The 23,039-nt window shown below is 63.1% G+C and carries 23 protein-coding genes and 1 pseudogene; 7 read left to right on the forward strand and 17 right to left on the reverse strand.

Translation table 11 applies throughout. The features are described 5' to 3' along the window. Positions 1 to 8: 8 nt before the first annotated feature. Positions 9 to 725: a hypothetical protein gene (locus ACZ5TH_RS14020; protein ID WP_464795599.1), complete on the reverse strand. Its 717-nt coding sequence runs from the start codon at positions 723 to 725 to the stop codon at positions 9 to 11. Between the two features lie 240 nt (positions 726 to 965). Between ACZ5TH_RS14020 and ACZ5TH_RS14025 the strand changes: the two genes are divergently transcribed. The 4 genes from ACZ5TH_RS14025 to ACZ5TH_RS14040 all read left to right on the forward strand — a co-directional run bounded on the left by ACZ5TH_RS14025 (position 966) and on the right by ACZ5TH_RS14040 (position 6,305). Further along, complete coding sequence (locus ACZ5TH_RS14025) at positions 966 to 1,883, forward strand: VOC family protein (protein WP_464795600.1); 918 nt, start codon at positions 966 to 968, stop codon at positions 1,881 to 1,883. Positions 1,884 to 1,900: 17 nt separating this feature from the next. Next, a complete protein-coding gene (locus ACZ5TH_RS14030) occupies positions 1,901 to 3,094 on the forward strand; it encodes a flavin-dependent monooxygenase (protein WP_464795601.1) in 1,194 nt (397 codons plus the stop codon). Between the two features lie 17 nt (positions 3,095 to 3,111). Continuing rightward, entirely contained in the window at positions 3,112 to 4,191 is a 1,080-nt protein-coding gene (locus ACZ5TH_RS14035) for a Rieske 2Fe-2S domain-containing protein (RefSeq protein WP_464795602.1), read from the forward strand. Positions 4,192 to 4,361: 170 nt separating this feature from the next. Continuing rightward, complete coding sequence (locus ACZ5TH_RS14040; RefSeq protein WP_464795603.1) at positions 4,362 to 6,305, forward strand: flavin-containing monooxygenase; 1,944 nt, start codon at positions 4,362 to 4,364, stop codon at positions 6,303 to 6,305. Between the two features lie 225 nt (positions 6,306 to 6,530). On the opposite strand, the gene ccoS is transcribed toward ACZ5TH_RS14040, so the two are convergent. From ccoS to ACZ5TH_RS14085, 9 genes are all read right to left on the reverse strand, one after another. Next, complete coding sequence (gene ccoS / locus ACZ5TH_RS14045) at positions 6,531 to 6,671, reverse strand: cbb3-type cytochrome oxidase assembly protein CcoS (RefSeq protein WP_464780621.1); 141 nt, start codon at positions 6,669 to 6,671, stop codon at positions 6,531 to 6,533. Next, positions 6,668 to 8,800, reverse strand: a complete 2,133-nt coding sequence (locus tag ACZ5TH_RS14050; protein ID WP_464795604.1) for a heavy metal translocating P-type ATPase — start codon at positions 8,798 to 8,800, stop codon at positions 6,668 to 6,670. Before ACZ5TH_RS14050 ends, ccoS begins: the two co-directional genes overlap by 4 nt. After that, entirely contained in the window at positions 8,800 to 9,246 is a 447-nt protein-coding gene (locus ACZ5TH_RS14055; protein ID WP_449469598.1) for a FixH family protein, read from the reverse strand. Before ACZ5TH_RS14055 ends, ACZ5TH_RS14050 begins: the two co-directional genes overlap by 1 nt. 2 nt (positions 9,247 to 9,248) lie before the next feature. Continuing rightward, a complete protein-coding gene (gene ccoG / locus ACZ5TH_RS14060; RefSeq protein WP_464795605.1) occupies positions 9,249 to 10,679 on the reverse strand; it encodes a cytochrome c oxidase accessory protein CcoG in 1,431 nt (476 codons plus the stop codon). Between the two features lie 147 nt (positions 10,680 to 10,826). Continuing rightward, positions 10,827 to 11,747: a cytochrome-c oxidase, cbb3-type subunit III gene (gene ccoP / locus ACZ5TH_RS14065; RefSeq protein WP_464795606.1), complete on the reverse strand. Its 921-nt coding sequence runs from the start codon at positions 11,745 to 11,747 to the stop codon at positions 10,827 to 10,829. After that, complete coding sequence (locus tag ACZ5TH_RS14070; protein WP_449469602.1) at positions 11,740 to 11,910, reverse strand: cbb3-type cytochrome c oxidase subunit 3; 171 nt, start codon at positions 11,908 to 11,910, stop codon at positions 11,740 to 11,742. The genes ccoP and ACZ5TH_RS14070 overlap by 8 nt, the downstream gene beginning before the upstream one ends. After that, positions 11,907 to 12,653, reverse strand: coding sequence for a cytochrome-c oxidase, cbb3-type subunit II (ccoO, locus tag ACZ5TH_RS14075; RefSeq protein WP_464795607.1), 747 nt, complete (start codon positions 12,651 to 12,653; stop codon positions 11,907 to 11,909). The genes ACZ5TH_RS14070 and ccoO overlap by 4 nt, the downstream gene beginning before the upstream one ends. A 12-nt stretch (positions 12,654 to 12,665) precedes the next feature. Beyond that, the gene (gene ccoN, locus ACZ5TH_RS14080) at positions 12,666 to 14,324 is read right to left on the reverse strand and encodes a cytochrome-c oxidase, cbb3-type subunit I (RefSeq protein WP_464795608.1); all 1,659 of its coding nucleotides are present in this window, start codon (positions 14,322 to 14,324) and stop codon (positions 12,666 to 12,668) included. A 321-nt stretch (positions 14,325 to 14,645) separates the two neighbouring features. Continuing rightward, positions 14,646 to 15,413: a Crp/Fnr family transcriptional regulator gene (locus tag ACZ5TH_RS14085; RefSeq protein ID WP_464795609.1), complete on the reverse strand. Its 768-nt coding sequence runs from the start codon at positions 15,411 to 15,413 to the stop codon at positions 14,646 to 14,648. 113 nt (positions 15,414 to 15,526) lie between these two features. Here ACZ5TH_RS14085 and ACZ5TH_RS14090 point away from each other — a divergent pair. Next, positions 15,527 to 15,825 (forward strand): annotated as a pseudogene (locus tag ACZ5TH_RS14090) (GIY-YIG nuclease family protein). 47 nt (positions 15,826 to 15,872) lie between these two features. Here the strand turns inward: ACZ5TH_RS14090 and fixJ are convergent. Genes fixJ through ACZ5TH_RS14105 form a run of 3 tightly spaced genes read right to left on the reverse strand, consistent with a single transcriptional unit; the run spans position 15,873 to position 18,473 of the window. Beyond that, the gene (fixJ, locus tag ACZ5TH_RS14095; protein ID WP_464795610.1) at positions 15,873 to 16,484 is read right to left on the reverse strand and encodes a response regulator FixJ; all 612 of its coding nucleotides are present in this window, start codon (positions 16,482 to 16,484) and stop codon (positions 15,873 to 15,875) included. A 4-nt stretch (positions 16,485 to 16,488) separates the two neighbouring features. Continuing rightward, a complete protein-coding gene (locus ACZ5TH_RS14100; protein ID WP_460988545.1) occupies positions 16,489 to 17,637 on the reverse strand; it encodes a sensor histidine kinase in 1,149 nt (382 codons plus the stop codon). Positions 17,638 to 17,657: 20 nt separating this feature from the next. Next, the gene (locus ACZ5TH_RS14105) at positions 17,658 to 18,473 is read right to left on the reverse strand and encodes a universal stress protein (protein WP_464795611.1); all 816 of its coding nucleotides are present in this window, start codon (positions 18,471 to 18,473) and stop codon (positions 17,658 to 17,660) included. Between the two features lie 118 nt (positions 18,474 to 18,591). Here ACZ5TH_RS14105 and ACZ5TH_RS14110 point away from each other — a divergent pair, with 118 nt between their 5' ends. Continuing rightward, positions 18,592 to 18,954 (forward strand): hypothetical protein, encoded by a 363-nt coding sequence (locus ACZ5TH_RS14110; protein WP_464795612.1) that lies wholly within the window; start codon positions 18,592 to 18,594, stop codon positions 18,952 to 18,954. Between the two features lie 4 nt (positions 18,955 to 18,958). On the opposite strand, the gene ACZ5TH_RS14115 is transcribed toward ACZ5TH_RS14110, so the two are convergent. Beyond that, the gene (locus tag ACZ5TH_RS14115; protein ID WP_460988541.1) at positions 18,959 to 19,621 is read right to left on the reverse strand and encodes an OmpW/AlkL family protein; all 663 of its coding nucleotides are present in this window, start codon (positions 19,619 to 19,621) and stop codon (positions 18,959 to 18,961) included. Positions 19,622 to 19,755: 134 nt separating this feature from the next. Here ACZ5TH_RS14115 and hemN point away from each other — a divergent pair, with 134 nt between their 5' ends. After that, positions 19,756 to 21,063: an oxygen-independent coproporphyrinogen III oxidase gene (hemN, locus tag ACZ5TH_RS14120; RefSeq protein ID WP_464795613.1), complete on the forward strand. Its 1,308-nt coding sequence runs from the start codon at positions 19,756 to 19,758 to the stop codon at positions 21,061 to 21,063. A gap of 298 nt (positions 21,064 to 21,361) precedes the next feature. On the opposite strand, the gene ACZ5TH_RS14125 is transcribed toward hemN, so the two are convergent. Genes ACZ5TH_RS14125 through ACZ5TH_RS14135 form a run of 3 tightly spaced genes read right to left on the reverse strand, consistent with a single transcriptional unit; the run spans position 21,362 to position 22,992 of the window. Next, positions 21,362 to 22,141, reverse strand: a complete 780-nt coding sequence (locus ACZ5TH_RS14125; RefSeq protein WP_460988540.1) for a sulfite exporter TauE/SafE family protein — start codon at positions 22,139 to 22,141, stop codon at positions 21,362 to 21,364. 7 nt (positions 22,142 to 22,148) lie between these two features. Then, positions 22,149 to 22,670 carry a rhodanese-like domain-containing protein gene (locus ACZ5TH_RS14130; protein WP_196226875.1) on the reverse strand — a complete coding sequence of 174 codons (522 nt, stop codon included), beginning with the start codon at positions 22,668 to 22,670 and terminating at the stop codon, positions 22,149 to 22,151. 4 nt (positions 22,671 to 22,674) lie between these two features. Then, the gene (locus tag ACZ5TH_RS14135) at positions 22,675 to 22,992 is read right to left on the reverse strand and encodes an ArsR/SmtB family transcription factor (RefSeq protein WP_464773200.1); all 318 of its coding nucleotides are present in this window, start codon (positions 22,990 to 22,992) and stop codon (positions 22,675 to 22,677) included. Positions 22,993 to 23,039 lie beyond the last annotated feature (47 nt).

Consider the following 23,039-nt stretch of genomic DNA (forward strand, 5'->3'; position numbering starts at 1 on the left):
TTCTTGCGTCACCGGCTGGCATCCGAAACCGCAAGGATGTGGTCCGCACGGCCGGGGAAGATGTAATCGAACTCCAGAACCACGCCGCCGCCCAAAGGGCCATCGACGATCAGGTCTGTCTCGCAAAAAGCTTGCACGCCATTGCGCCCATAGGTGTAGCGCGTGATGCCTCTATAGACTGGTGATGCATCAAGCCGGGCGTCGATCTCCGCGTCGCCCGGTTGAGCGCGATTGACCAAAAACTTCAATCGCCCGGCAAAGCACGGATTATTGGCCTCCAGCGCCTGGAGCGCCAGATAGCGATCTTCCAGCTGCTCAAGCGATGCATGCAGAAACCCAACATGAAAATCATATTCGGGATCGGCTGCCTGTGCTGCCCGATAGGCTGAAACAGCGGGATGCTCGCTATCGGTGCCCAACCCCAGCGCTTCACGCGCCGCAGTCAGCAGCGCCGCTGTCGCCGCCGGTAGCGGGCTCAGATAGACGATGTTGTCCCCGCCATTGGGGGCAAGGACATTGGTGGTGAAGCGATAGAATATGCCGCCTTGCGGCAGTTCCATTTGCTGGGTCTTCATGAGTCCGGCGGTTTCCAGCAGCAACGCAGCCGCCGGACCATCTTCGGGCCGGGGATAGTGCAGATTCACGTGGCTGATTGTCTGCGCCGCCTTTGCGCGCATGGTCGATTGGACGTTCATGCTGTTCCTCTCTGCCGCAGCTTCGAACACGCCCGGCCCCCTGATAGGAAGGCGAAGTCGCCTCAAGCGCCTTGAGGCAGGTCAAATTTCAAATTTGCGCGTAGAGTTTTGTTCTATTTGCAACGAGATTTGTCGCTGACTTAGTGCATTCACCGCGAATGATCGGAAAAATATCACTTCACGAAAGCGAAAATTCCTGAAATTTGATGATGGTCAATTCCCTCCCGCTCGACCCGGTCCATCATGGCCTCCTTACTCACGGAGGACGACATGGAAGTCGCGGCTCTTGCCTACAGCATCATTACGTCCCGCGATCTTCAGCAATGGGTCCGCTTCGCCGAAGACGTCGCGGGATTTTCCGTCCATGCGCTTCCGGGCGGACTGGCGCTGCGTATTGACGAGCGCGCGGGGCGGCTGTTCATTATCGAAGGCGAGCGCGACGGCTATTGCGCCAGCGGCTGGGAAGTGCGCAACGAACAGCAATATGCCGTGGCCTTGGAGGCCTTGGACGCACGCGGGATCGCCTATACCCACTCGACGCCAGCGGAGCGGGCGCTGCGCCATGTCACCGACATGGTCTGGTTCCACGATCCGTCCGGCAATCGCCATGAAATCAGCTATGGCTATGTCAGCAGCTTCGCGCCCTTCTGCTCCCCGCAAGGCGTGCGCTTCGTCACGGGCGACCTTGGCTATGGCCATGCGGTACTGCCCGCCCCCAACATCGTCGAGACGCGTCGCTTCCTGGCAGACCTACTCGGCCTTGGCCTGTCCGATTTCATGGTGCACCGTCCCGCAGGAGACGGCGGCCCCGAGATGCGGATCGACTTCCTGCATTGCGCCAATGGCCGTCATCACAGCCTGGCGCTGTTCGAAGGCGAAGTGCCATCGGGCTGCGTCCATCTGATGGTGGAGGTCGCGACGATCGACGAGGTCGGCCACGCCTATGACCGCATGCTGGCATCCGGCGCGCGGCTGATGGCGACGCTCGGCCGCCATACCAATGATCACATGATCAGCTTCTACGTCGAAACGCCCGGCGGCTTCGCGCTGGAATATGGCTGCGGCGGGCGGGTCATGGACTGGGACCGTCACACCGTTTTCGAAAGCACATCGGCCAGCCTGTGGGGCCATGATTTCAGTGTCGGCTTCGGCGCCGACGAACAGGCGAAACTGGCCGACGCGGCCTGATCATAAGGAGAGGGAATATGACGCTTGCCAACGCGACCACCGCGCCCGCCATGGCCGATCTTGTCGATCGGGCGGCGGCGCTCGTGCCGGTCCTGCGCGAACGCGCCGGCGCCTGCGAAGCGGGCAACAAGGTTCCGGACGAAACCATCCGCGATTTCCAGAAAGCGGGCTTCTTCAAGATCCTCCAGCCCCGCCGGTCCGGCGGATATGAGATGGATATCGAAACCTTCTACGCGGTGCAGATGAAGCTCGCGGAAGGCTGCATGTCCTCCGCCTGGGTGCTGGGCGTCGTCGCCGTGCATAACTGGCAGCTCGCCCTGTTCGACGCGCAGGCGCAGGAGGATGTGTGGGGCAAGGATAACACCACGCTCATCTCCTCTTCCTACATGCCGCGCGCGCAGGTCACGCCGGTCGAGGGCGGCTATCGGATCAGCGGGCGCTGGGGCTTTTCCAGCGGCGTCGATCATTGCGACTGGGCATTTCTGGGCGGCCTAGTCAACGATCCCGAGACGGGAGAGCCGGACTTCTGGACCTTCCTCGTCCCCCGTGGTGATTTCAAGGTGCTGTCGATCTGGGACACGATCGGGCTTGGCGGCACGGGCAGCCATGACGTGACGGTGGAGGACGCCTATGTCCCCGCCTACCGCACCCATCGGTCAAAGGACGGCTTCGCGTCCACCAACCCCGGCGCGAAGGTCAACCCCGGCCCGCTCTACAAACTGCCGTTCGGGCAAGTCTTCGTACGCGCCGTATCCTCTTCCTCGATCGGGGCGCTTCAGGGCGCGCTCGACTGCTTCGTCGAGAAGGGCGCGAAGCGCAGGAGCGCCAATAGCGGGGTCAGCGCCTCGGTCGATCCCGATGTGCAGATGGTGATCGCCGAAACCCGCGTGGCGATAGACGAGATGAAGACCATCCTGTTCCGCAACTTCGCGCACCTCACTGAAAAGGCACGCATGGGCGAGCAGGCGGACCTTGAAACGCGTCTCCACTACCGTTTCCAATCGGCGCAGATTTCCGGCCGCTGCTGCGCGCTGATCGCTCGCATCTTCGCAGCCAGCGGCGCGGAAGCCATTTATCGCGGCAATCCGATCGCCCGCACCTTCTGCGACATTCATGCGGGGCGAGCCCATGTCGCCAACAATCCGGGCGTGGTCGGCCGCAACTTCGGCGGCGTCATGCTGGGCGCACCGAACAGCGACAGCTTCATTTAAGAGGAAGGGCGCAGATCATGGCAAAGACAGCCGAATATGGCCTGGGCGAACTGACCTTCCCCCGTGGCTGGTTCATGGTCGCGATAGCCGACGAGGTGACGCAACAGCCGCAACCCGTCCGCTTCTTCGGGCAGGACATGGCTCTTTATCGCGGCAAGAGCGGACGCGTGGTGCTGATGAATGCCTATTGCCCGCACATGCGCGTCAACATCGCGCGCAACAGCACATCCTATGTCGTGCGTGACGGCAACCAGGTGGAGGGCGATTCCATTCGCTGCCCCGCCCATGGCTGGCGCTTCACGCCGGAGGGCCAGTGCGACGATATTCCCTATTCGACGCACAAAATCCCCAAGGCCGCCTGCATCAAGTCGCACAAGGTCGTGGAAAAGGCAGGCTGCATCTGGATGTGGCACGATATGGAGGGCGGCGAACCCGACTATGACCTGCCCGCCTTCGCCGAATGGGACCGCACCGGCGAAGGATGGGTCCGCTGGCAGGTGGATCATCTGGGCACATTGCCGATCCACCCGCAGGAAATCCTCGACAACATGACCGACTATGCGCATTTCGCGCCGGTCCATGGCTCCTCGGGCAATGTCTTTTTCGAAAATGAATTTGACGGTCCGATCATGCGCCAGCGCTTTGCGTCGGGTCACCGTACGCTGGTCGATGGCAGCGCAATGCTGGAAACCGACACCTGGTACACCGGCCCCGGCATCCTGCTGTCCCGCATGGAGGGCAAGCATCCCTCGCTCATGATGATCTGCAACACGCCGGTCGAGGATGGCGAGGTTCGCGTCTGGTTCGCGGTGATGGCGCAAACCGGCGCAAACGGCGAAGCGACGGCAGAGGAGTGCGCCACCGCGCGCGCCTATCATGAGGCAGGGCTCGCCGCCTTCTCGCAGGATTTCGAACTGTGGAAATATAAGGAAGCGGCGATCAACATCCTTCAGGTGCCGGACGACGGGCCGTTTCACAAGGGACGGCTATGGTATCGCCAATTCTACAATCCGCGCGCCCGCGCGGCCGAGTTCCAGAAGAGGGTCAACGGCGTCCATACCACCGTGGACCTGCGCGGCAGCAAGGCTGCGGCCTGAAATCCCATAGCTGAGTGATCGTCGGCGGAGCTTCCCTTAGGGCCGCTCCGCCGCTGCCATATGCACTGCCCGATTTTGACGCACGTCAATTTGTTCGCGCCAAGTAAGTATATACTCACATCTTGAGCGAACCGGCATTTCTGCCGCCGCGCACCAAGAGAGGAGCGAAGATGAACGCGCATAGCCAGCCACATCCGGCGACCACATGCCCCCTGCCCATCGCCGACCGCGATGGACTTCGCAGGGCGTTGCAGGACGCCAACCTGCCTAGCCTGCTGATGGTTTACACGACCTATGCGCAGGACCGCGAATATCTGGACAGTTTCGCGCCTTACCTGACCGGCATCTACACGGCAGAAGCGCCGTCGAATGTGCCGGTCGAAATGGCGCAGGATCTGCGGGATCGCCTCTTCGCGCTGCTGACCAACCCGACGGCGCCGGTGGAACGCCCGATCGATCCTGAACTGCTACGCCGGATGATGGGCGTCAGCGTCGGTGAGGATGTCGATCCCACGATCATGCCGGTGCTTTACGACCAGATGGGCTTTGAACGCCCGGTGCCGCGCAAGGACATGCCCGGCCGCATCCATCCGCCCGCCGGTTTCCGCGTGCTGGTGATCGGCGGCGGCATGACGGGCATTGCCGCAGGCATCAAGCTCGGCGAGGCCGGCTATGACTATACGATCATCGAGAAGAACCCTGACCTTGGCGGCACATGGCTGGAAAACCGCTATCCCGGCGTCGGCGTCGATACGCCCAGCCACTTCTACTCCTATTCGTTCGAACTGAACCCCGATTGGAGCAGCTACCACCCTAAGGGGCCGGAGATTCACAGCTATCTGACTGGGGTCGCCGACAAATATGGCATCCGCGATCATGTCCAGTTCGGGACGAAGGTGCTCGCCGCCCGCTGGAGCGATGCGGACAGCCACTGGCACGTCACCTTGCAGGATGTGAAGACCGGCGCGGAACGGGTGGAAGTGGTGAATGCGGTGCTACTCGCCCATGGCGTGCTTAACCGCTGGTCCTTCCCCAATATCCCCGGCCTGGACAGCTTCAAGGGCACCAAGATGCACACCGCCGGATGGGACCCGGACATGGACCTTACCGGAAAACGCGTGTCGGTCATCGGTACTGGCGCCAGCGCCGCCCAACTCGCGCCCGCAATTGCTGACAAGGTTTCCAGCCTTGTCATCTTTCAGCGGTCAAAACATTGGGTGCTCAATAACCCGGAAATCACCGCACCGGTGAACGACAATATTCGCTTCGCGCTGCGCAACATTCCCCATTACAAGGAATGGTTCCGCTTCCGCGTTTACTGGTTCACCGGCGACGGCCTCTATGGCAATGTGAAGAGGGACCCGAACTGGCCCAACCAGGACGTCTCGATCTCTGCCCAGAATGACGGCGCGCGCAGCTATGCGCTGCAATATATCCATCGCAAGCTGGCGGGCCGTCCCGACCTTATCGAAAAGGTCGTTCCCGACTATCCGATCTTTGGCAAGCGCATCGTGCTGGACGCCGACGGCGGCTGGCTCGACACTTTGCTGAAGCCCAATGTCACGCTGGAAACCGACCACATCGATCATGTCGAGGAAAATGCGATCGTCACCAGGAGCGGCAAGCGCTACAAAGTCGATGTGATCGCGCTCGCCACCGGCTTTGAACTGGCCCCCGCGCTCGGCCCGCTCAAGGTCTATGGCCGGGGCGGCTGCGATCTGGCGGCGGCATGGGGCAAGGACGAGGCGCGCGCCTATCTGGGCGTGATGGCTCCCGCCTATCCCAACTTCTTCATGACGCTTGGGCCGAACAGCGCGCCCAACCATGCGGCGGGCGTCAACATGGTTCTGGAAGCGCAGATCCACTATATCGTCGAAGCGCTCGACAAGATCGTGGCCGCTGGCGGCAAGGCGATCGAGCCGACGGAGCAGGCCTATCTCGACTGGAACGAGAAGGTCGATGAGCAAATGAAGCAGATGGTCTGGACCCACCCCAAGGCCAAAAGCTATTATCTGAACAGCAAGGGCCGCAACTATGTGTCCTGCCCGTTCAAGCTCGCCGAATACTGGAACTGGACACGCAATCCTGATCCGGAAGCGATGGTCATTTCCTGAGCTTCAACAGAAGGCAGCAAGAGGGGCCTGATCCATTCGAACCAGGCCCCTTTGTCGCACCCGCCATGTCCAAAAGTTCGTCATCCCGGACTTGATCCGGGATCCCGCTCTCTTTGTGATATTTTCAAAAGTAGCGGGACCCCGGGTCAAGCCCGGGGTGACGGAACGCAGACTTTGAAGCTACGGTTTGGCCAAAGGTCGACAAGGCACCAAAGCACCCTGCGGTCAATCTTCGTCGATCAGTATCCGCGCCGCCGCGCCTTCGCTGTCATCGAACTGCCCGTCCCGCAGCGCCCAGAAAAAGGCGGCAAGGCCCAGCAGCCCAAGGAACAACGCGATCGGGATCAACAATCCAAGGCCGGTCATCTCGCGGCTCCTTTCAGGCGCAAAGCATTGGCGATCACGATCAGCGACGATGTGGACATGGCGATCGCCGCGACAAGCGGCGTCACCTTGCCCGCAACGGCCAGCGGCACGGCCAGCACATTATAACCGATCGCCAGCGCAAAATTCTGCTTCACCACGGCGATCGTCCGGCGCGCCGCGCGAACCGTCACTGCCACGGGCGCCAGCCTGTCGCCCAGGAACACGGCGTCGGCCGTCAACTGGCTCGCATCGCTGGCAGAAGCCGGAGCCATGCTGGCATGACCCGCCGCCAGAGCCGGGCCGTCATTCAGCCCGTCGCCCACCATCAACACCTTCTCGCCGCGCGCCTGTAACCGCCCGACGAGCGCCAGCTTATCCGCCGGGCGCAGATGGCCGATCGCCGTCGTTCTGGTCGCACGCGCGATCCCTTCCAGAGCTTCGGGACGATCCCCGCTGGCGATCAGCGTCTTGAGGTCCATCGAGCGCATCTCGCTCAGCGTTTCCGCTGCATCCGGGCGCAGGGCGTCGGAAAAATGCAGCAGCGCCGACCGCTCCCCGAACCGATATTCGCTCGCAAGGCCGAACAGGCTGACGACGCTTCGTGGCCGGGCCAGCGCCACCGCCACGCCGCCATGATCGGCGAATATGCCCTCACCCGGAATTTCGCGGATCTGGTCGAGCGATGCCGGAGCGACTTGCCGAGCCTCCAGCGCCTGCCGCAGCGCGTCGCTCAACGGATGACGCGAAACCCTTGCCAGCGCCAACAAGATCGACTGATCCTCACGTCCCAGTCGGTCGAGCGCCTGCGGCACCGGACGGCCAAGCGTCAGCGTGCCCGTCTTGTCGAACAGCGCCTCGCTCACTTCCGACAGCCGCTCCAGCGCCGACCCGTCCTTCACCAGCACGCCGCGCCGCATCAACGCGCCGCATGCAACGATCTGCGCCGCCGGGACCGCAAGGCCGAGCGCGCATGGACAGGTGATCAGCAGCACCGCCACCGCGATCAACAGCGCTTGATGCGCGCCGGCACCCGCAATCATCCACCCTGCGAAAGACAGCGCGGCGAGCAGATGGACACAGGGCGCATAATAGCGCGCGGCACGGTCGGCGATCTGGACATAGCGGGACTTTCCCTGCCCCGCTTCCTCCATCAGCCGGGCGATGTCGGCGATGACCGTGTCGGCTCCGGCCGCCGTCACTTCGACGGTGATCGGTCCTTCGACATTCATCGCCCCGGCCTGGACGGCATCGCCAGCCCTCACACGTACCGGCGCGCTTTCGCCGGTCAGGAAAGCGAGGTCGATGCCGCTTTCTCCTTCAACGACCCGACCGTCGGCGGCCAGCCTTTCGCCCGCCGCGACGATCATGCGCATGCCGGGACGCAGCGCACTGGCCGCTGTCCACTGGCTGCGGCCGCCTTCGGCCAGCACCAGCGCGCCAGGCGCCGTCTGCTTCAGCAAAGCCGCCACGCCAGCCCGAGCCCGCCCCCGCATCATGCTGTCGAGGCAGCGCCCCGCGAGCAGGAAGAACAGCAGCATCACCGCCCCGTCGAACCAGGCATGTTCACCGCCACTGATGGTTTCGAAAAGGCTCATGGCGGTGGTCAGCAGCACGCCGATGCTGATGGGCACGTCCATGTTCGTCCGCCCCTGCCGCAACGCCGCCCAGGCGGAACGGAAGAAAGGCTGGCCGGCATAAGCGACGGTCGGCAAAGCGATCAGCGCCGATAGCCAGTGGAACATCGTCCGCGTGGCCCCTTCCGCGCCTGACCAGATCGACACCGACAGCAGCATGATGTTCATCGCCGCGAAGCCCGCCACGGCAAGCGCGCGCACCAGCGCCTTGCTCTCTGCCGCCGCGACATCCTGACCCGGATCAGCGAGCGCCTCCGCGTCGAACCCGAGCGCGACGATCGCCGCCTTCATTTCCGGCGGGGTCAGTGCAGGATCATGGCTGATCGCGACCCGCTTGGCGCTCATATTGACCCGCGCGGAGTGGATGCCGGGCGTCAGCGGCAGGCCATTCTCGATCTTCGAGATGCACCCCGCACAATGAATGCCCGGCACCGCGAACAGGCTTTCCTTTGCTTCAGCCGAAGCTTCCTCGTTGAGAACAGGCTGGCTGGCCATCAGTCGATCTCCCGCAGCAAATGTTCTTCTCCGCCGCCATGGCGAATGTCGAAGCGCAGCTGCCACCGGCCACCGGGCAAGGCGCGATCGCTCACATAAAGTCCCGGCGCGGCCTCATGCAGGCGCAACATGATATCCGGCGCGCGCCCAAGCGGATGTTGCGCCACCGCGCTCATCTGCGCACCCTGCACGTTCAGCTCCATCCGCACATGGCGCGCGGGGTCCAGCGTCACCCGGTCGCGCCAGCCCAGCTTTTCCTGCGCCCGCGCCTGCGCCAGCCAGCCGTTGAACTTCTGGCTGGCGACATAGCTATTCTCCACCACTGTCCCGCCGAAGGATCGCACGGCGATCGTCGCCATCAGCATGTTCACGGCGATGACGACGGCAAAACCCGCGACGAGTATCGCGGTCATGTGCCAGCCGGTGAATGGACGGGCATGTTTCATGTTCAGGGCCTTTCGAAACGAGCGTCTTCGCTTTCGCCGCCGCCTTCGCGGTCCAGGGCGCGCACGGTGAAACGGAGATCCTGCCGCGCCGGACCTGCGGAGGGCATCGTTAGGAACAGGCGCAGCTTGGTCACGCTGTCAGCAGCGACCGTTGCGCGCACCGCATCACTCGCCTTTTCCCGCGATCCGGCGTCGGTCCAGATCTTTGCGCCGGGCAGACCCGTAACGCGCACCTCCACGTCGCGCGGGCGCGCCTCCATATTGCGCAGCTTCACCGTATAAGCGTTGCGGATCGCGCCGTCCGACAGGCGCACGAAGATCGGATTGCGATCCTGCTGCGCGCTGATGTCGAGCCGCGTCCGCGCACCCAGCGTGAACAGCATCGCCGCACCAATGCTCGCCCACACGCCGAAATAGGCGATGGTCCGCGGGCGCAGCAATGTCTTCAGCACCGGTTTTGGCGCCGCACCCTTCTTCTCCGCTTCCGCATCGTCCTGCGTGCAATAATCGATCAGCCCGCGAGGCCGTCCGATCTGTTCCATCACCTTGTCGCAGGCGTCGATGCACAGCGCGCAGGTGATGCAGCCGATCTGCGGCCCTTCCCGAATATCGATGCCGGTGGGGCAGACCGCGACGCACTGGTTGCAATCGATGCAGTCGCCAAACTCTCCCGGATGCGCCTCCGCCTTTTTTAGGCTCCCACGCTTTTCGCCGCGCCAGTCCTTATAGGTGACGACGAGCGACTTCTCGTCGAGCATCGCGGTCTGGATACGCGGCCAGGGGCACATATAGATGCATACCTGTTCGCGCATGAATCCGCCCAGGATGAAGGTCGTGGCGGTCAGCACCGCCACGGTTGCATAGGCGACCGGCGCCGCCGCCCCGCTCCAAAACTGCTGTTGAAGCGTCGGCGCGTCGGCGAAGTAGAAAATCCATGCGCCTCCCGTGATGAAGGCGATCGCCAGCCACACAGCCCACTTCACCAGTCGGCGCCCCAGCTTGGCCGCGCTCCAAGGGGCCTTGGCTAGCTTCAGCTGCGCGTTGCGATCCCCGTCGATGAAGCGTTCGACATGCTGGTACAGGTCGGTCCACACCGTCTGCGGACAGGCATAGCCGCACCACGCTCGCCCCACCGCCGAAGTAACGAGGAACAGGCCGATCCCCGCCATGATGAGCAGTCCCGCCACATAATAAAATTCGTGCGGCCAGATTTCGATTGAGAACATGTAGAAGCGACGATGCGCCAGGTCGACCAGCACGGCCTGATCCGGTGCATAAGGCCCCCGGTCCCACCGAAGCCATGGCGTGCCCCAATATATGGCGAGCGTCACCGCCATGATCGCCCATTTGAGGCGACGATAAAAGCCGTCCACCGCCTTGGGATAAACGCCCTTGCGCTTCTCGTAGAGCGAGGGGGAGTCCGACATCAGCATGGGCTGCTCCCGGTATGAGGGGACAAGCTACATTCACACACCCCCGTCATCCCGGACTTGACCCGGGATCCCGCTTCTTCCCCACGCCCGTTCCAAAGGGCAGCGGGACCCCGGATCAAGTCCGGGGTGACGAAGAAGGGGCGGTTGTTATTGCGCGGCATTGCCCGGCACCTTAGCCGCAAACTTCACCGGCACAGCCTCACCCCCGCCGAGACTGTGCACATAGGCGGCCAGCATGCGGATCGTCGCCTTGTCCAGCTTGTCGTCCCAGCGCGGCATCACGCCATGGCGGCTGTTCCAGACAGTCTCATGGATAGTGTCCGCGTCGCCGCCATAGAGCCAGATCGCGTCGGTCAGGTTCGGCGCACCGAGCTCCCGGTTCCCCTTCCCCGGAGGTCCATGGCAGACGGCGCAATTGTCGGCGAAGACCTTGGCCCCCCGATGCGAGGCGGCGCTGGCCCGATCCTGCCCGCTGATCACCCGTACATGCGCGACCACGTCGTCGACCTGCGCAGCGGTCAGCAACTGATCCTTGCCGAAAGCGGGCATCAGCGACTGGCGAGTTGCGTCATGATCGGGATTGCGCACGCCGTCGGTGAGGGTCTTTTCGATCGCGGCCAGATCGCCGCCCCACAACCAATCGTCATCATTCAGGTTGGGATAGCCTTTTGACCCCGCCGCGCCCGATCCATGGCACTGCACGCAATGCACGCGAAACGCAGCGCGTCCACCCTCGACCGCCGCCTGCATCAGTTGCGGCCGCGTCGGCAGCACGTCGATGGAGGTGTCGGCGATCGCCTGCCGAACCGGCGCAATCTGCTGTTCGCGGACGGCCAGTTCCTTATCCAGCGCACCCCGGCTCGACCAGCCGAGCACGCCGCCTGTCGCCCGGTCGATCATCGGCAGGGCGGGATAGGCGATCACGTAACCGATCGCGAACAGGATGGTCGCGTAGAAGGTCCACAGCCACCATCGCGGCAACGGCGTATCCAGTTCCTGAATGCCGTCCCATTCATGATGCTTGATCTCTGTGCCGGTGGCGGCGTCGATCCGCTTTTCATCAGCCATGATCCGCCTCCGCATGCTCAGTCTCGAAAATGGCGCGCGCGGCCTGCGCACTGCGCTCGCGCCCTTTGGGCCGGAAATGCCAGCCGATCAGGACGGCATAGGTCACACCCATGAAGACCAGCCCCCAGCTATCGGCGAAATGCCGCAAGGCGTCGTAGCTCATCGTTCAACCTCCTGCGGCTTGGCGCTTTCCACATCGACCAGCGTGCCCAGCATCTGGAGATAGGCGACCAGCGCATCCATCTCCGTCACCTTGCTGGGATCGCCGTCAAAGTCCCGCGCCTGCGCCTTGGGATAGCGCTTGATAAGGTCCGTGGCGTCCGCATCCGGATCGGCCTGCGCCTTCAGGTCGTCATTGGCCTTGGCGATGGCATCCTTGCTGTAAGGCACGCCGACATTGGACAGCGCCGTCAGGTCCTTGCCCATGTCGCCGGACTTCAACTCCCGCTCCGCCAGGAAGGCATAGCCCGGCATGATGGACTCCGGCACCACGGCGCGCGGGTCCTTCAGATGCTGGACATGCCACTCATCCGAATATCTGCCGCCCACGCGCGCCAGGTCAGGCCCTGTGCGCTTCGATCCCCATTGGAACGGGTGGTCATACATGCTCTCGGCCGCGAGGCTGTAATGGCCATATCGTTCCGTCTCGTCACGGAAGGGGCGGATCATCTGGCTGTGGCAATTGTAGCAGCCCTCGCGGATGTAAATGTTCCGCCCCGCCAGCTCCAGCGGCGTATAGGGACGCATGCCATCCACCTTCTCGATCGTGTTGTCGATCCAGAAGAGGGGCGCGATCTCCACGATCCCGCCGATAGCGACCACGATGAGCGACGCGATGCCCAGCAGGGAAACATTGCGCTCCAGCTTGCCATGGTCCCAGAACTTTCCCTTTGTCTTGCTTGTCATGTCTTGGCGTCCTTAAGCAGGCTGGGCGACAAGCGGCCGATCCGCCGCCGGATCATAGGCCGCATCACTCATCGGCTTCTCCGCGCGCAGCGGGCTGCCCGCGATGGTCTTGCCGATGTTCCAGGCCATGATGATCGCTCCGGCGAGGTACATGAGGCCGCCAGCCGCCCGGATCACATACATGGGGAACATGGCGCTCACGACTTCGGAGAAGGCATAGACGAGGTAGCCGTCGCTCCCATATTCGCGCCACATCAGGCCCTGCATGATGCCAGCGACCCACATCGACGCAGCGTAAAGAACGATACCCAGCGTCGCGAGCCAGAAGTGCCAGTTCACCAGCCGCAGCGAATAGAGCCGCTCCCGCTTCCACAGTCGCGGCGTCAGATAATAGAGGCAGGCGAAGGTGATGAGTCCGTTCCACCCCAGCGCGCCCGAATGCACATGACCAATCGTCCAGTCGGTATAGTGGGACAGGCTGTTGACCGCCTTCACCGACATCATCGGCCCTTCAAAGGTGCTCATGCCGTAAAAGGCCAGCGCCATCACCATCATGCGGATGATCGGATCGGTGCGGATGCGGTCCCATGCGCCGTTCAGCGTCATCAGGCCGTTGATCATCCCGCCCCAGCTCGGCATCCACAGCATGACCGAAAAGACCATGCCCAGCGTCTGTGCCCAATCGGGCAGCGCGGTATAATGAAGATGATGCGGACCCGCCCAGATATAGAGGAAGATCAACGACCAGAAGTGGATGATCGAAAGCCGATAGCTATAGACCGGCCGCTCCGCCTGCTTGGGCACGAAATAATACATCATGGCGAGGAAACCGGCGGTCAGGAAGAAACCGACCGCATTATGCCCGTACCACCATTGTGTCAGCGCATCCTGCACGCCTGCAAAAGCGCTGTAGCTCTTGGAACCGAGCAGGCTCACCGGCACCGACAGGTTATTGACGATGTGCAACATCGCGATCGTCAGGATGAAGCTCAGGTAAAACCAGTTCGCCACATAGATATGCGGCTCGCCGCGGCGCAGGATCGTGCCGCCGAAGACGATCAGATAGGCGACCCAGACGATCGTTAGCCAGATATCGACATACCATTCGGGCTCGGCATATTCGCGCGCCTCGGTAATGCCCATGACATAGCCAGTGGCGGCCAGCACTATGAACAGCTGGTATCCCCAGAACACGAACCGCGCGAGCGAGGGAAAGGCGAGCCGCGCCCGGCAAGTGCGCTGCACGACATAGAAACTGGTCGCGATCAGTGCATTACCGCCGAATGCAAAGATCACCGCCGAGGTATGCAGCGGCCGCAATCGCCCGAAGCTCGTATATTCAATGCCAAGGTTCAGCGCGGGAAAGGCAAGCTGCAAGGCGATGTACAGCCCCGCCAGAAACCCCGCCAATCCCCAGAAGACCGTCGCGATCACGCCCCAGCGGATCGGATCGTCATCATATTTCCCCTGATCGGCGGGCATTTTCAGCAGTCCGCGCGCGATGCCGGCATAATCTGCGCCACCAATCGTCACCACCACCATCAGCAGCGCCGCCGCACAGGCTATGGCCATGTGGACGGCAAAGCCGCTGTCCACCGCCATCAACGCCGCCAACAAGGTCAGCACAGCAAGCGCGAACCAGCCGCCCGATTTCAATAACAAACGATCCATCGGATTTCCCCGCGAAAGGTCTTTGCAGCGCCCCTCGTCCGGTCGCCGCCCCTATGCCCTGACCTCTGGCAAAGGCGGCGCGGCGGGTATGTAGGGGAATATCCTTAGGCAGATTGTCGCTGATACTCCCCCTCCCGCAGGCGGGAGGGTGGGAGGAATGCTAAACCGCCCCTCCCGCAGGCGGGAGGGGGCTGGGGGGTGGGCCAGCGCAACATCCATGCTGATTTTCAAAGGCCAGCCGAGAAGCTCGCTTCGCTCGCGCCCACCCCTAACCCCTCCCGTTTACGGGAGGGGAAGTGTCGTGATAACGGAAACCCGCTATCACTCGCCCTCGGCCATGGCCTCCAGCCGGTCGGCATCGGAAATCCGCACGCCGCGCCGCCCGGCCAGCGCGATCACGCCCAACCGCTTCATGTCGCTGATCTGACGCGAGACGGTTTCTATGGTTAGCCCCAATATGTCCGCGATCTGCTGGCGCGACAGAGGTAGGTCAATCACGCCGTCCGGGTCCGCGCGCAGCCGCCTGCTCATGTCCAGCAGGAAGGACGCGACCTTCTCTCGCGCATTCTTTCGCCCCAGCAGGAGCATCCAGGCTCGCGTCCGATCAAGGTCGTCCAGCGTCCTTTGGAGCAGCCGATGCTCAAGCTCCGAATGCTGGCGCGCAAAGCCGTCAAAAGCGCCGCGTGGGTAGAGGCAAAGTCGCGCATCGGTCAGCGCCGTTACGCTATGCGGCGTGCGCGCGCCGAAGGGTCGGCCGATGAAATCGGATGCATAGACCACGCCGACAATCTGTTCGCGCCCGTCGCCCGTCGATGTGGCGAGCTTCAGCGTGCCTTCGATCACATTGGCAACGACCATGCTGTCATCGCCCTCCCACATCACCGTCTGCCCGGCCTGCAACGTCACCCGTCGCCCGATCCGGTTGAGCGCCGCGCGCTCCTGCGGGTCCAGATCGGCGCAGATCGCCTGATCGCGCACCTCGCACCGATCGCAATATCCTGCACCGCAGCCTCCGGCAGCCGGGGTCATCACCGCCGCCATTTCGGCACCGCCGGGCGCCTTTTGCGCCAGATCAAATTGCATATCCATGCCCGCTGCATGCCGCCATGCGGGTTTCAGACCTATCCGTAAATCTCCCTAGCGATCCCCTCCTCCGTCACCCCGGGCTTGACCCGGGGTCCCGCTTCTTCAATGCCAAAACCATGGAGCGCGCACTAAAAGGCGGTTGGGTTTACATTATGAGCGATCGATATCGCGGAACGATGTATGTGGGCGTGACGTCAGACCTTTCCGCCCGCATCCACCAGCATAAAACCGGCACGGGGTCCGACTTCTGCGCGCGATATCGCTTATACCGACTGGTCTGGCCGAACGGAGCGATGACATCTCGGCATGCATAGAGCATGAGAAGCGCCTGAAGCGCTGGCAACGTCAGTGGAAATTCGCACTTATCGAGCGCGCCAATCCGAACTGGGGGGACATGTTCGAACTGCTCGCCTGAAGGTAGCGGGACCCCGGGTCAAGCCCGGGGTGACGACAGCTATACCCTCACTCCACCCCCGCATGGAACGCGATCCGCAGCGCTTCGGCCAGGCTCTTCACTTCCAACTTCTGCATCAGGTTGGCGCGATGAATCTCCACCGTGCGCGGGCTGATCCCCAGGTCGAAGGCAATCGTCTTGTTGGGCAGTCCTTCGACCAACCCGTCAAGCACATCGCGCTCCCGATCGGTCAGAACATTCAGCCGCGCCCTTGCATCCTCCGCCCGCGCTCCGGCCCCACGATCGGCCGCCGACAGCAGCCGCGCTGCCTCGACGCATCCCAGCAGCGCCGCCTTCTCGAACGGCTTTTCAATGAAGTCGCTCGCGCCCGCCTTCATCGCCGCGACGGCCATATCGATGTCGCCATGACCCGTCATGATCACCACCGGCAGCATGATGCCGCGCGCGCGCAATTCCCGCTGCACCTCCAGCCCGTCAATGTCGGGCATGCGCACGTCCAGCAGCACGCATCCCGGTTCCAGTCCCGCCGCTTCCTTCAGAAACGCCGTGCCGCCCTCGAACAGCCGCACCGCATAGCCGCTGGTCTTTAGCAGGAAGGACAGCGACCGGCGGATCGCCTCGTCATCATCGACGACATAGATGGGGAAAGGTTCGCTCATGCTTTCAGTCCGCGCTGTCCAGGGTGAAGTGAAAGGCCGTGCCGCCCCATTGTGACGGCTGCGCCCAGATGCGCCCGCCCTGTCCTTCAACAATGGTCTGGCTGATCGACAGGCCAACGCCCATGCCGGACGGCTTGGTGGTGGTGAAAGGGTTGAAGAGCGTGCGTGACATGTCGGGGTCCAGACCCATTCCGCTGTCCGCGACGATCACCTCCACCCGCCCATCCTCGGCCGGGACGGCGGACAGGCGCAGGATGCGTGCGGGGCTGCTCGCCATCGCCTCCACCGCATTCTTGATGAGGTTGATGATCACCTGCTGCAACTGCACGCGGTTGACCAGCACATTATTCACGCGCCGATCGACGCTGATGTCCATGTCGATGCCCCGACTGTCCATGCCGATAAAAGCGAGCGCCGCCCCTTCGGCCAGCAACTCGCGCAGCGATTCAGGCTGGCGCATCGTCTCGCCGCGCTTGATGAACTCGCGCAGCGACCGGATGATCTCGCCCGCGCGCAGCGCCTGGCGTGCGCTTTCGTCCATCGCCTCGCGCAGCATCTCGCGATCCACCGGCCCATCGGCGTCCAGCAGGTCGCGCCCCGCCTCCAGATAGTTGGCGATCGCCGTCAACGGTTGGTTCAACTCATGCGCCAGCGCGGACGCCAGCGTCCCCATAGCCGTCACCCGGCTGGCATGCGACAGTTCCGCCTGAAGGTCGGCGACGCGCCGCTCGGCCTGCTGCCGTTCGGTAAGGTCGCGGATGAAGCCGGTGAACAGCCGCTGCCCCCGGTCATGCACCTCCCCCACCGACAATTCGATCGGAAAGGTCGATCCATCCCGCCGTCGCGCGCTGGTCAGGCGGCCGATGCCGATGATCCGTTTTTCGCCGGTACTGAGATAATGGTCGATATAGCCGTCATGCCGTTCCCGATCCGGCGACGGCATCAACATGGAGATATTTTCGCCCAGTACGTCCGTTTCGGCATATTGGAACATGCGCTGCGCCGCCGCGCTGAACGACACGATCCGCCCGGCCATGTCGATGACGATCAGCGCGTCGGGCACCGTCGCGAGGATCGACCCCAGCAGCGCCTGTTCCAGGCTATGCTCGCGCTCGCTCAAGCCTTCCGTGTCATCGTCGTCCGCCACCGCCATCGGGTTACAATGCCCTGTCTTCAGTGCGCCAGCAAGACAGGCACGCGTCCGTCGCGCAACATCGTTCGGGTCACGCCGCCGAACACGAACTGGCGCAACCGGCTGTGACCATAGGCGCCCATCACCATCCAGTCGGGCTTCAGCGCTTCGACGGCGGCCATCAGGGCATCCTCCACAGCGCGCCCGTCCCGTGGCCAGCTATGGACTTCCGCTTTGATCCCATGGCGGGCAAGATATTCGGGAGCATCAGTCGCGGGGAAGACATTTTTGCTCGCTTCCTCCACAGTCACGATGTGCACATCCTGCGCGAGCTTCAGCAGCGGCACCGCGCCCCGCAGAGCCGCCGATGCTTCCTGCGATCCATCCCAGGCGACCAGCGCCCGCCCCGCTACCATCAGCGATTTCGCCGATTGCGGGACGGCCATCACCGGCACCGGCCCTGACAGGGCCAGTTCGGCGGCGATCGGCGGTGGATCGGTGAGCACCCTGCGCGGCCCTTCAGGCAGGGTCACGACGATGACATCGGTCAACGCCGAGGCGGCCAGTAGGCCATGAAGGATATCGCCATCGAGTTGCCGCCAATCCCAACTCACACCTTCTGCGCGAAGCCTTTCCTCGGTACGCGCTTTGATTCGCTCATCAATTTCACGCAGCTCGTTGATGATGGAAGGCGCCAGCGCCGCGCCGCCATACATGTCCGCGGCCACCATATCGGGCATTTGCGTCACCTGAACGCAACGAATGTGCGCCCCCGTCGCGCGCGCGATGTCGCACGCTGCCTGCAGGCGGCTTTCCGCGCCTCGATCGTCATGGATATGAAGCAGTATCGATTTCATCTCACATCTCCTGCCGAGGAACCGTAACTTGTCCTTGCTGGCTAGGATCTGACGGCCTCCGCCGCCATCCGGGATAGTCCTTATAGTCTTTGTCCCCCGAAAACCCGATCTGGGTGGTATGACATGGACAACGATACGCCTCGAACTCGCACGCACACCTGCTTTTCCGAACGGATCGGCAGCTCGCAGCTATGTCATGCGCCTGCCGCTGGGCCAGGACGGCCTGATCGACGAGCAGGAATATCGGCATAAACCCGAACTCGCCACCGTTCGGCGCTTCTGGCCGAATGAACCCGACCGCCATGGCTGGCTGCTACGGACTTCCAACGGCTGGGCGCTGTCCTACGAGCCGGGTGAGGAGGATGACGAGCAACTCTTCCGCCTGGACGCGCATGCGATTCAGCCCGGCAGCTATCTGACCCTGACGGAGCCGGATGGCGAGCGCCTGCCCTTCGTGGTGAAGGCGCTCGCCGCGGCATAGGGTTTCAGAACTTTACGCCCACACCCACGCCAAAGACCAGCGGATCGAGATGCACGCGAACCTTCTGCACGCCCGCCGCCGTGGTCGAGAGCCGAGCCGTGGTATCGATATCGATATATTTGACATCCAGGTTCAGGAAGATGCTGTCCGTCAAATCGACATCAACTCCGGCCTGCGCCGCCCATCCGAAGCTGTCCGACATGTGCACCCTGGTCGCGCCCACCGCACCCTCCAGCGCGTTCGACGCCTTTTCATTGTAGAACAGCGTATAATTTACCCCCGCCCCGACATAGGGCCGGATCTTGGCTTCCGGCAGGAAATGATATTGCGCCGTCAGCGTCGGCGGCAGCACCCAAGTGGATGCCAAACGGCCGATCGCCCCGGTCGTTCCAGTGCGTCCGCTGGCGCTGTGCTTGGTCGTGGCGGCGATCAGCTCAAAGCCCACATGGTCGGTCGCCATATAAGTCACGTCGATCTCCGGCATCACGCTGTTATCGACTTTCACCTTTTCGCCCGGAAAGGCGGGCAGCACGCTCCCGCTTCGTTCATTGGGCGCAACCATGATGGCGCGCAGCCGCACCAGCACGTCGCCTTGCGCAGCCTGCGCGGGTGCGGACATGGCGGCGCAACCAGCCGCTGCTCCAAATAAGATAGTCTTGATGTGCATTTCCAAAGTCTCCGTCCCTGTTGTCGGTGACATGGCTTTGCCCCGGCGCCGCATGCCCGGCATTGATCCGGCGCAAGCGGCAATTTGACCTGGCTCAATGCTGCGCGCGCTGTCCCATGCGATCCGGTTCAGCCATGTGGACCTACTATCCTGACCTGCTGGCCCAGCCGGTGCCGCGCTACACCAGCTATCCCACCGCCGCGCAGTTCACCGCCGATGTGGGCGCGGATGACCTTGCAGCTAGGCTGGACGGGGTGGAAACGGACGCCCCCCTCTCCCTCTATGTCCATATCCCCTATTGCCACGACATATGCTGGTATTGCGGCTGCAATACAGGGGCGGCCAATCGCGCCCAGCGGCTGACCGCTTATGTGGAGGCGCTGGAACGAGAGATGGCTTCCATCGCGGGGCGCTTGCGCGGACGCGGACGCGTCGCGCGGATCGCCTTCGGCGGTGGTAGTCCCAATTCGCTGCCGCTCGTCGATTTCGTCCGCTTGCTCCAGCAATTGCTGCTCTGTTTCGATGCGCGTCACGCCGAAATCTCGGTCGAACTCGACCCGCGCCGCCTCGACGCCACCTGGATTTCCACCATGGCGGCCATGGGCGTCAGCCGCGTCAACCTTGGCGTACAGACCTTCACCCCGCATGTTCAGGCCGCGATCGGCCGCATTCAGCCGCTCGACATGGTGGAGCGAGCCGTCGATCAACTCCGCGCAGCCGGGATCGCGATCGGTTTCGACCTCATGTACGGCCTACCCGGCCAAAGCCTCGATGATCTTGCTGCGACTTTGGAAGCAAGCGTCGCGATGCAACCCGCCCGTGTCGCCCTGTTCGGCTATGCCCATATGCCGCAACTCTTGCCTCGCCAGCGCCGCATCGACGGCAGCAAACTGCCCGATCTCGCCACGCGCTTCGACATGGCCGCACAAGGCTATCGCATGTTAACCGCCGCTGGCTATGCGGCGATCGGCTTCGACCATTTCGCCCTGCCGCAGGACGGCCTGGCAATAGCAGCACGTGACGGACGGCTGCGCCGCAACTTCCAGGGCTTTACCGATGATCCCGCCGATATTCTCCTGGGCCTGGGCGCCAGTGCGATCAGCCAATTTCCGGGCCTCATCGTCCAGAATGAGAAGCAGGCCGGACCTTGGCGCGAACGCGTAGAGCGCGGCGAGCTTTCCGCCACTCGCGGCACGCTGCGCACGGGCGATGACCGGCGTCGTGGCCGGATCATCGAGGCGATCCTCTGCCGGGGCGAAGCGCATGTGGGTACTGACCTGCCCCAGCCCGACCTGTCGCGCTTCGAGCGACTTGGCCTATTGCGATTGAGCGAAGGCCGAGTGCAACTGACCCCCGGCGCGCTCCCCTACGCCCGCAGCATAGCCGCCGCATTCGACAGCTATCTGCAACCAGCGGAAAAGCGGTTCAGCCATGCGGTTTAGTGCGCTGGCGCTGGCAAGCCTCGCCTTCGTCAACCTCTCGGCCGGACAGGTGCCCCACTTTGCGGCGCGTTCGCCCTATTTCTGCGGCCGCCCCCCTCTCGGTTGGAAGCCTCCGGGCCAACACAAGCCCGCGCTGCCTTCGGACGAGAAGATGGGCTGCCACTTCCTCATGTGCGGACGCAAGCGCAATCAAGCCAGAGCAGATGGGTCTTGCCCCACTTAGTTGAACCGTTCACCCCGTCGTCATCCTGGACGACCGAACCAGCAGAACCGACGTTCGACCGCGATGAAAGGAAGCTTAGACGCCGCGCAGCGCGACATATGCGCCCACGGCGATCACCGTGACGGCGAACAACCGCTCCAGCAGCCCTTTGCGCGCCGCCATCTTTCGGCCGAGGGCGATACCTATAGCCGCCCCACCGACACCGCCCGCGATCAATACCCCCACGAGTGACCAATCGACAAAGCCCGACAGCGCATAGGAAGACGCAGTGGTGAGACCCAGCGCCGTGACGACGACGAGCGACGTTCCCACTGCATTTTTGAGTGGCATGGCAGTCGCCATCATCAGCCCCGGCACGATCAGGAAGCCGCCGCCGATCCCAAAAAAACCAGCGGCCAATCCCACTCCAAGGCCGATCGGAACGAGGCGTGGCAACAATCGACCAGCGGTTGCTCGCGACAGCCGTACATCGGGCGCGTCGGTGGCGCGCTTCGTCCGTAGCATGGAAAGGCCCACGCCGATCATCAGCAAGCCAAACAGCATCAGCAATCGCTGGCCGTCTACAGCCTTCCCGATTTCCGCGCCGATCGCCGCGCCAGTGACGCCAGCTCCCGCGAAAACGAGGGCGCATGGCCATTTCACCGTACCGGCGCGGGCATGGCCGATCAGGCTGAAAGCCGCATTGGCGGCCACGGCGACCGCTGCCGTCCCGATGGCGGCATGAGCAGACCCCACGCCCACCACATAGACCAGCAGCGGCACGGCAAGGATTGAGCCGCCGCCCCCGACCAGACCCAACACAGTCCCGATCAGGCCGCCCGAAGCCAGAGCCGCAACGATCATGGCCGGAGACATAATCGGCCTACGCGCCGAGAGCGCGGCGATTCCATGGCATCGCCTGCAACAGCTTCGCCATGCCGCACCAGCCGGTCGCCCCCGCCATCATCAACCCCGCGCCCACAAAGGCCGACAGGCCGAAAAAGGCAGGAGCGACGAGGAAGCCGAGCAGGACGCCCAGCAGCACAAGGCCACCGGCCACCAGTTGCACCTGCCGCATGATCTCCAACGGCTGTGCCCGGTCGAGGCGCGTCGGCAATCCCGCCGCGCGCCAGCCGTCCAGACCGCCCTGAAGTATATGGCAGGGCGTGAAGCCCGCCGCCGCCTGCAAGGCTGCCTCATTGGCTTGCGTTCGCATGCCTGACTTGCAGTGAAAGATGATTGGCCCGGCCACCTGTGGCAGTTCCGCCAGACGATCGAGCGGGACATGGATCGCCCCCGGAATATGCTCGCGGGCATGTTCGTCAGGTCCACGGATATCGACGAGCGTGGCGCCCTTGGCCACGGCTTTATCCGCGTCGTGCGGGGTAATGGTTGTGATCGGCATCGGATCATTCCTTGCAGAAAATGGTGTAGAGACTGGCGAGCAATTGTTCCGTCCGCCCATCGGCGATGCGATACCAGAGCGTCTGGCTCTCCCGTCGAAAAGCGACCAGCCCCTCCTCCCGCATCCTGGCGAGATGCTGCGACAAGGCGGATTGCGACAAACCCACCTCTTGCGCGAGGTCGCCCACGGTCATTTCGCCATGTTCGACCAGCTTGCACAGCACCATCAGGCGCCGGACGTTGCCCATCGCTTTCAGCAGGTTCGAGACTTCGCCCGCCTTCTTTTCGAAGGTGGCGAGGTTCATCAACGGACGGATCATCATGCACTCCATTAGATATTGCTAATTTAGATATATGTAATATATTGTCA

The organism is Sphingobium sp. TomTYG73, assembly GCF_055394245.1.

Coding starts and splice junctions, on each gene's coding strand:
- ACZ5TH_RS14135 (WP_464773200.1), bottom strand. CDS start 22,992: ATGATGATCCGTCCGTTGATGAACCTCGCCACCTTCGAAAAGAAGGCG.
- ACZ5TH_RS14025 (WP_464795600.1), top strand. CDS start 966: ATGGAAGTCGCGGCTCTTGCCTACAGCATCATTACGTCCCGCGATCTT.
- ACZ5TH_RS14085 (WP_464795609.1), bottom strand. CDS start 15,413: ATGGATATGCAATTTGATCTGGCGCAAAAGGCGCCCGGCGGTGCCGAA.
- ACZ5TH_RS14100 (WP_460988545.1), bottom strand. CDS start 17,637: ATGGCGGTGGCGGACGACGATGACACGGAAGGCTTGAGCGAGCGCGAG.
- ACZ5TH_RS14050 (WP_464795604.1), bottom strand. CDS start 8,800: ATGGCCAGCCAGCCTGTTCTCAACGAGGAAGCTTCGGCTGAAGCAAAG.
- ACZ5TH_RS14040 (WP_464795603.1), top strand. CDS start 4,362: ATGAACGCGCATAGCCAGCCACATCCGGCGACCACATGCCCCCTGCCC.
- ccoO (WP_464795607.1), bottom strand. CDS start 12,653: ATGACAAGCAAGACAAAGGGAAAGTTCTGGGACCATGGCAAGCTGGAG.
- ccoG (WP_464795605.1), bottom strand. CDS start 10,679: ATGCTGATGTCGGACTCCCCCTCGCTCTACGAGAAGCGCAAGGGCGTT.
- ccoS (WP_464780621.1), bottom strand. CDS start 6,671: ATGACCGGCCTTGGATTGTTGATCCCGATCGCGTTGTTCCTTGGGCTG.
- ACZ5TH_RS14055 (WP_449469598.1), bottom strand. CDS start 9,246: ATGAAACATGCCCGTCCATTCACCGGCTGGCACATGACCGCGATACTC.
- ACZ5TH_RS14035 (WP_464795602.1), top strand. CDS start 3,112: ATGGCAAAGACAGCCGAATATGGCCTGGGCGAACTGACCTTCCCCCGT.
- ACZ5TH_RS14125 (WP_460988540.1), bottom strand. CDS start 22,141: ATGTCTCCGGCCATGATCGTTGCGGCTCTGGCTTCGGGCGGCCTGATC.
- hemN (WP_464795613.1), top strand. CDS start 19,756: ATGTGGACCTACTATCCTGACCTGCTGGCCCAGCCGGTGCCGCGCTAC.
- ccoP (WP_464795606.1), bottom strand. CDS start 11,747: ATGGCTGATGAAAAGCGGATCGACGCCGCCACCGGCACAGAGATCAAG.
- ACZ5TH_RS14130 (WP_196226875.1), bottom strand. CDS start 22,670: ATGCCGATCACAACCATTACCCCGCACGACGCGGATAAAGCCGTGGCC.
- ACZ5TH_RS14105 (WP_464795611.1), bottom strand. CDS start 18,473: ATGAAATCGATACTGCTTCATATCCATGACGATCGAGGCGCGGAAAGC.
- fixJ (WP_464795610.1), bottom strand. CDS start 16,484: ATGAGCGAACCTTTCCCCATCTATGTCGTCGATGATGACGAGGCGATC.
- ACZ5TH_RS14070 (WP_449469602.1), bottom strand. CDS start 11,910: ATGAGCTACGACGCCTTGCGGCATTTCGCCGATAGCTGGGGGCTGGTC.
- ccoN (WP_464795608.1), bottom strand. CDS start 14,324: ATGGATCGTTTGTTATTGAAATCGGGCGGCTGGTTCGCGCTTGCTGTG.
- ACZ5TH_RS14030 (WP_464795601.1), top strand. CDS start 1,901: ATGACGCTTGCCAACGCGACCACCGCGCCCGCCATGGCCGATCTTGTC.
- ACZ5TH_RS14115 (WP_460988541.1), bottom strand. CDS start 19,621: ATGCACATCAAGACTATCTTATTTGGAGCAGCGGCTGGTTGCGCCGCC.
- ACZ5TH_RS14110 (WP_464795612.1), top strand. CDS start 18,592: ATGACATGGACAACGATACGCCTCGAACTCGCACGCACACCTGCTTTT.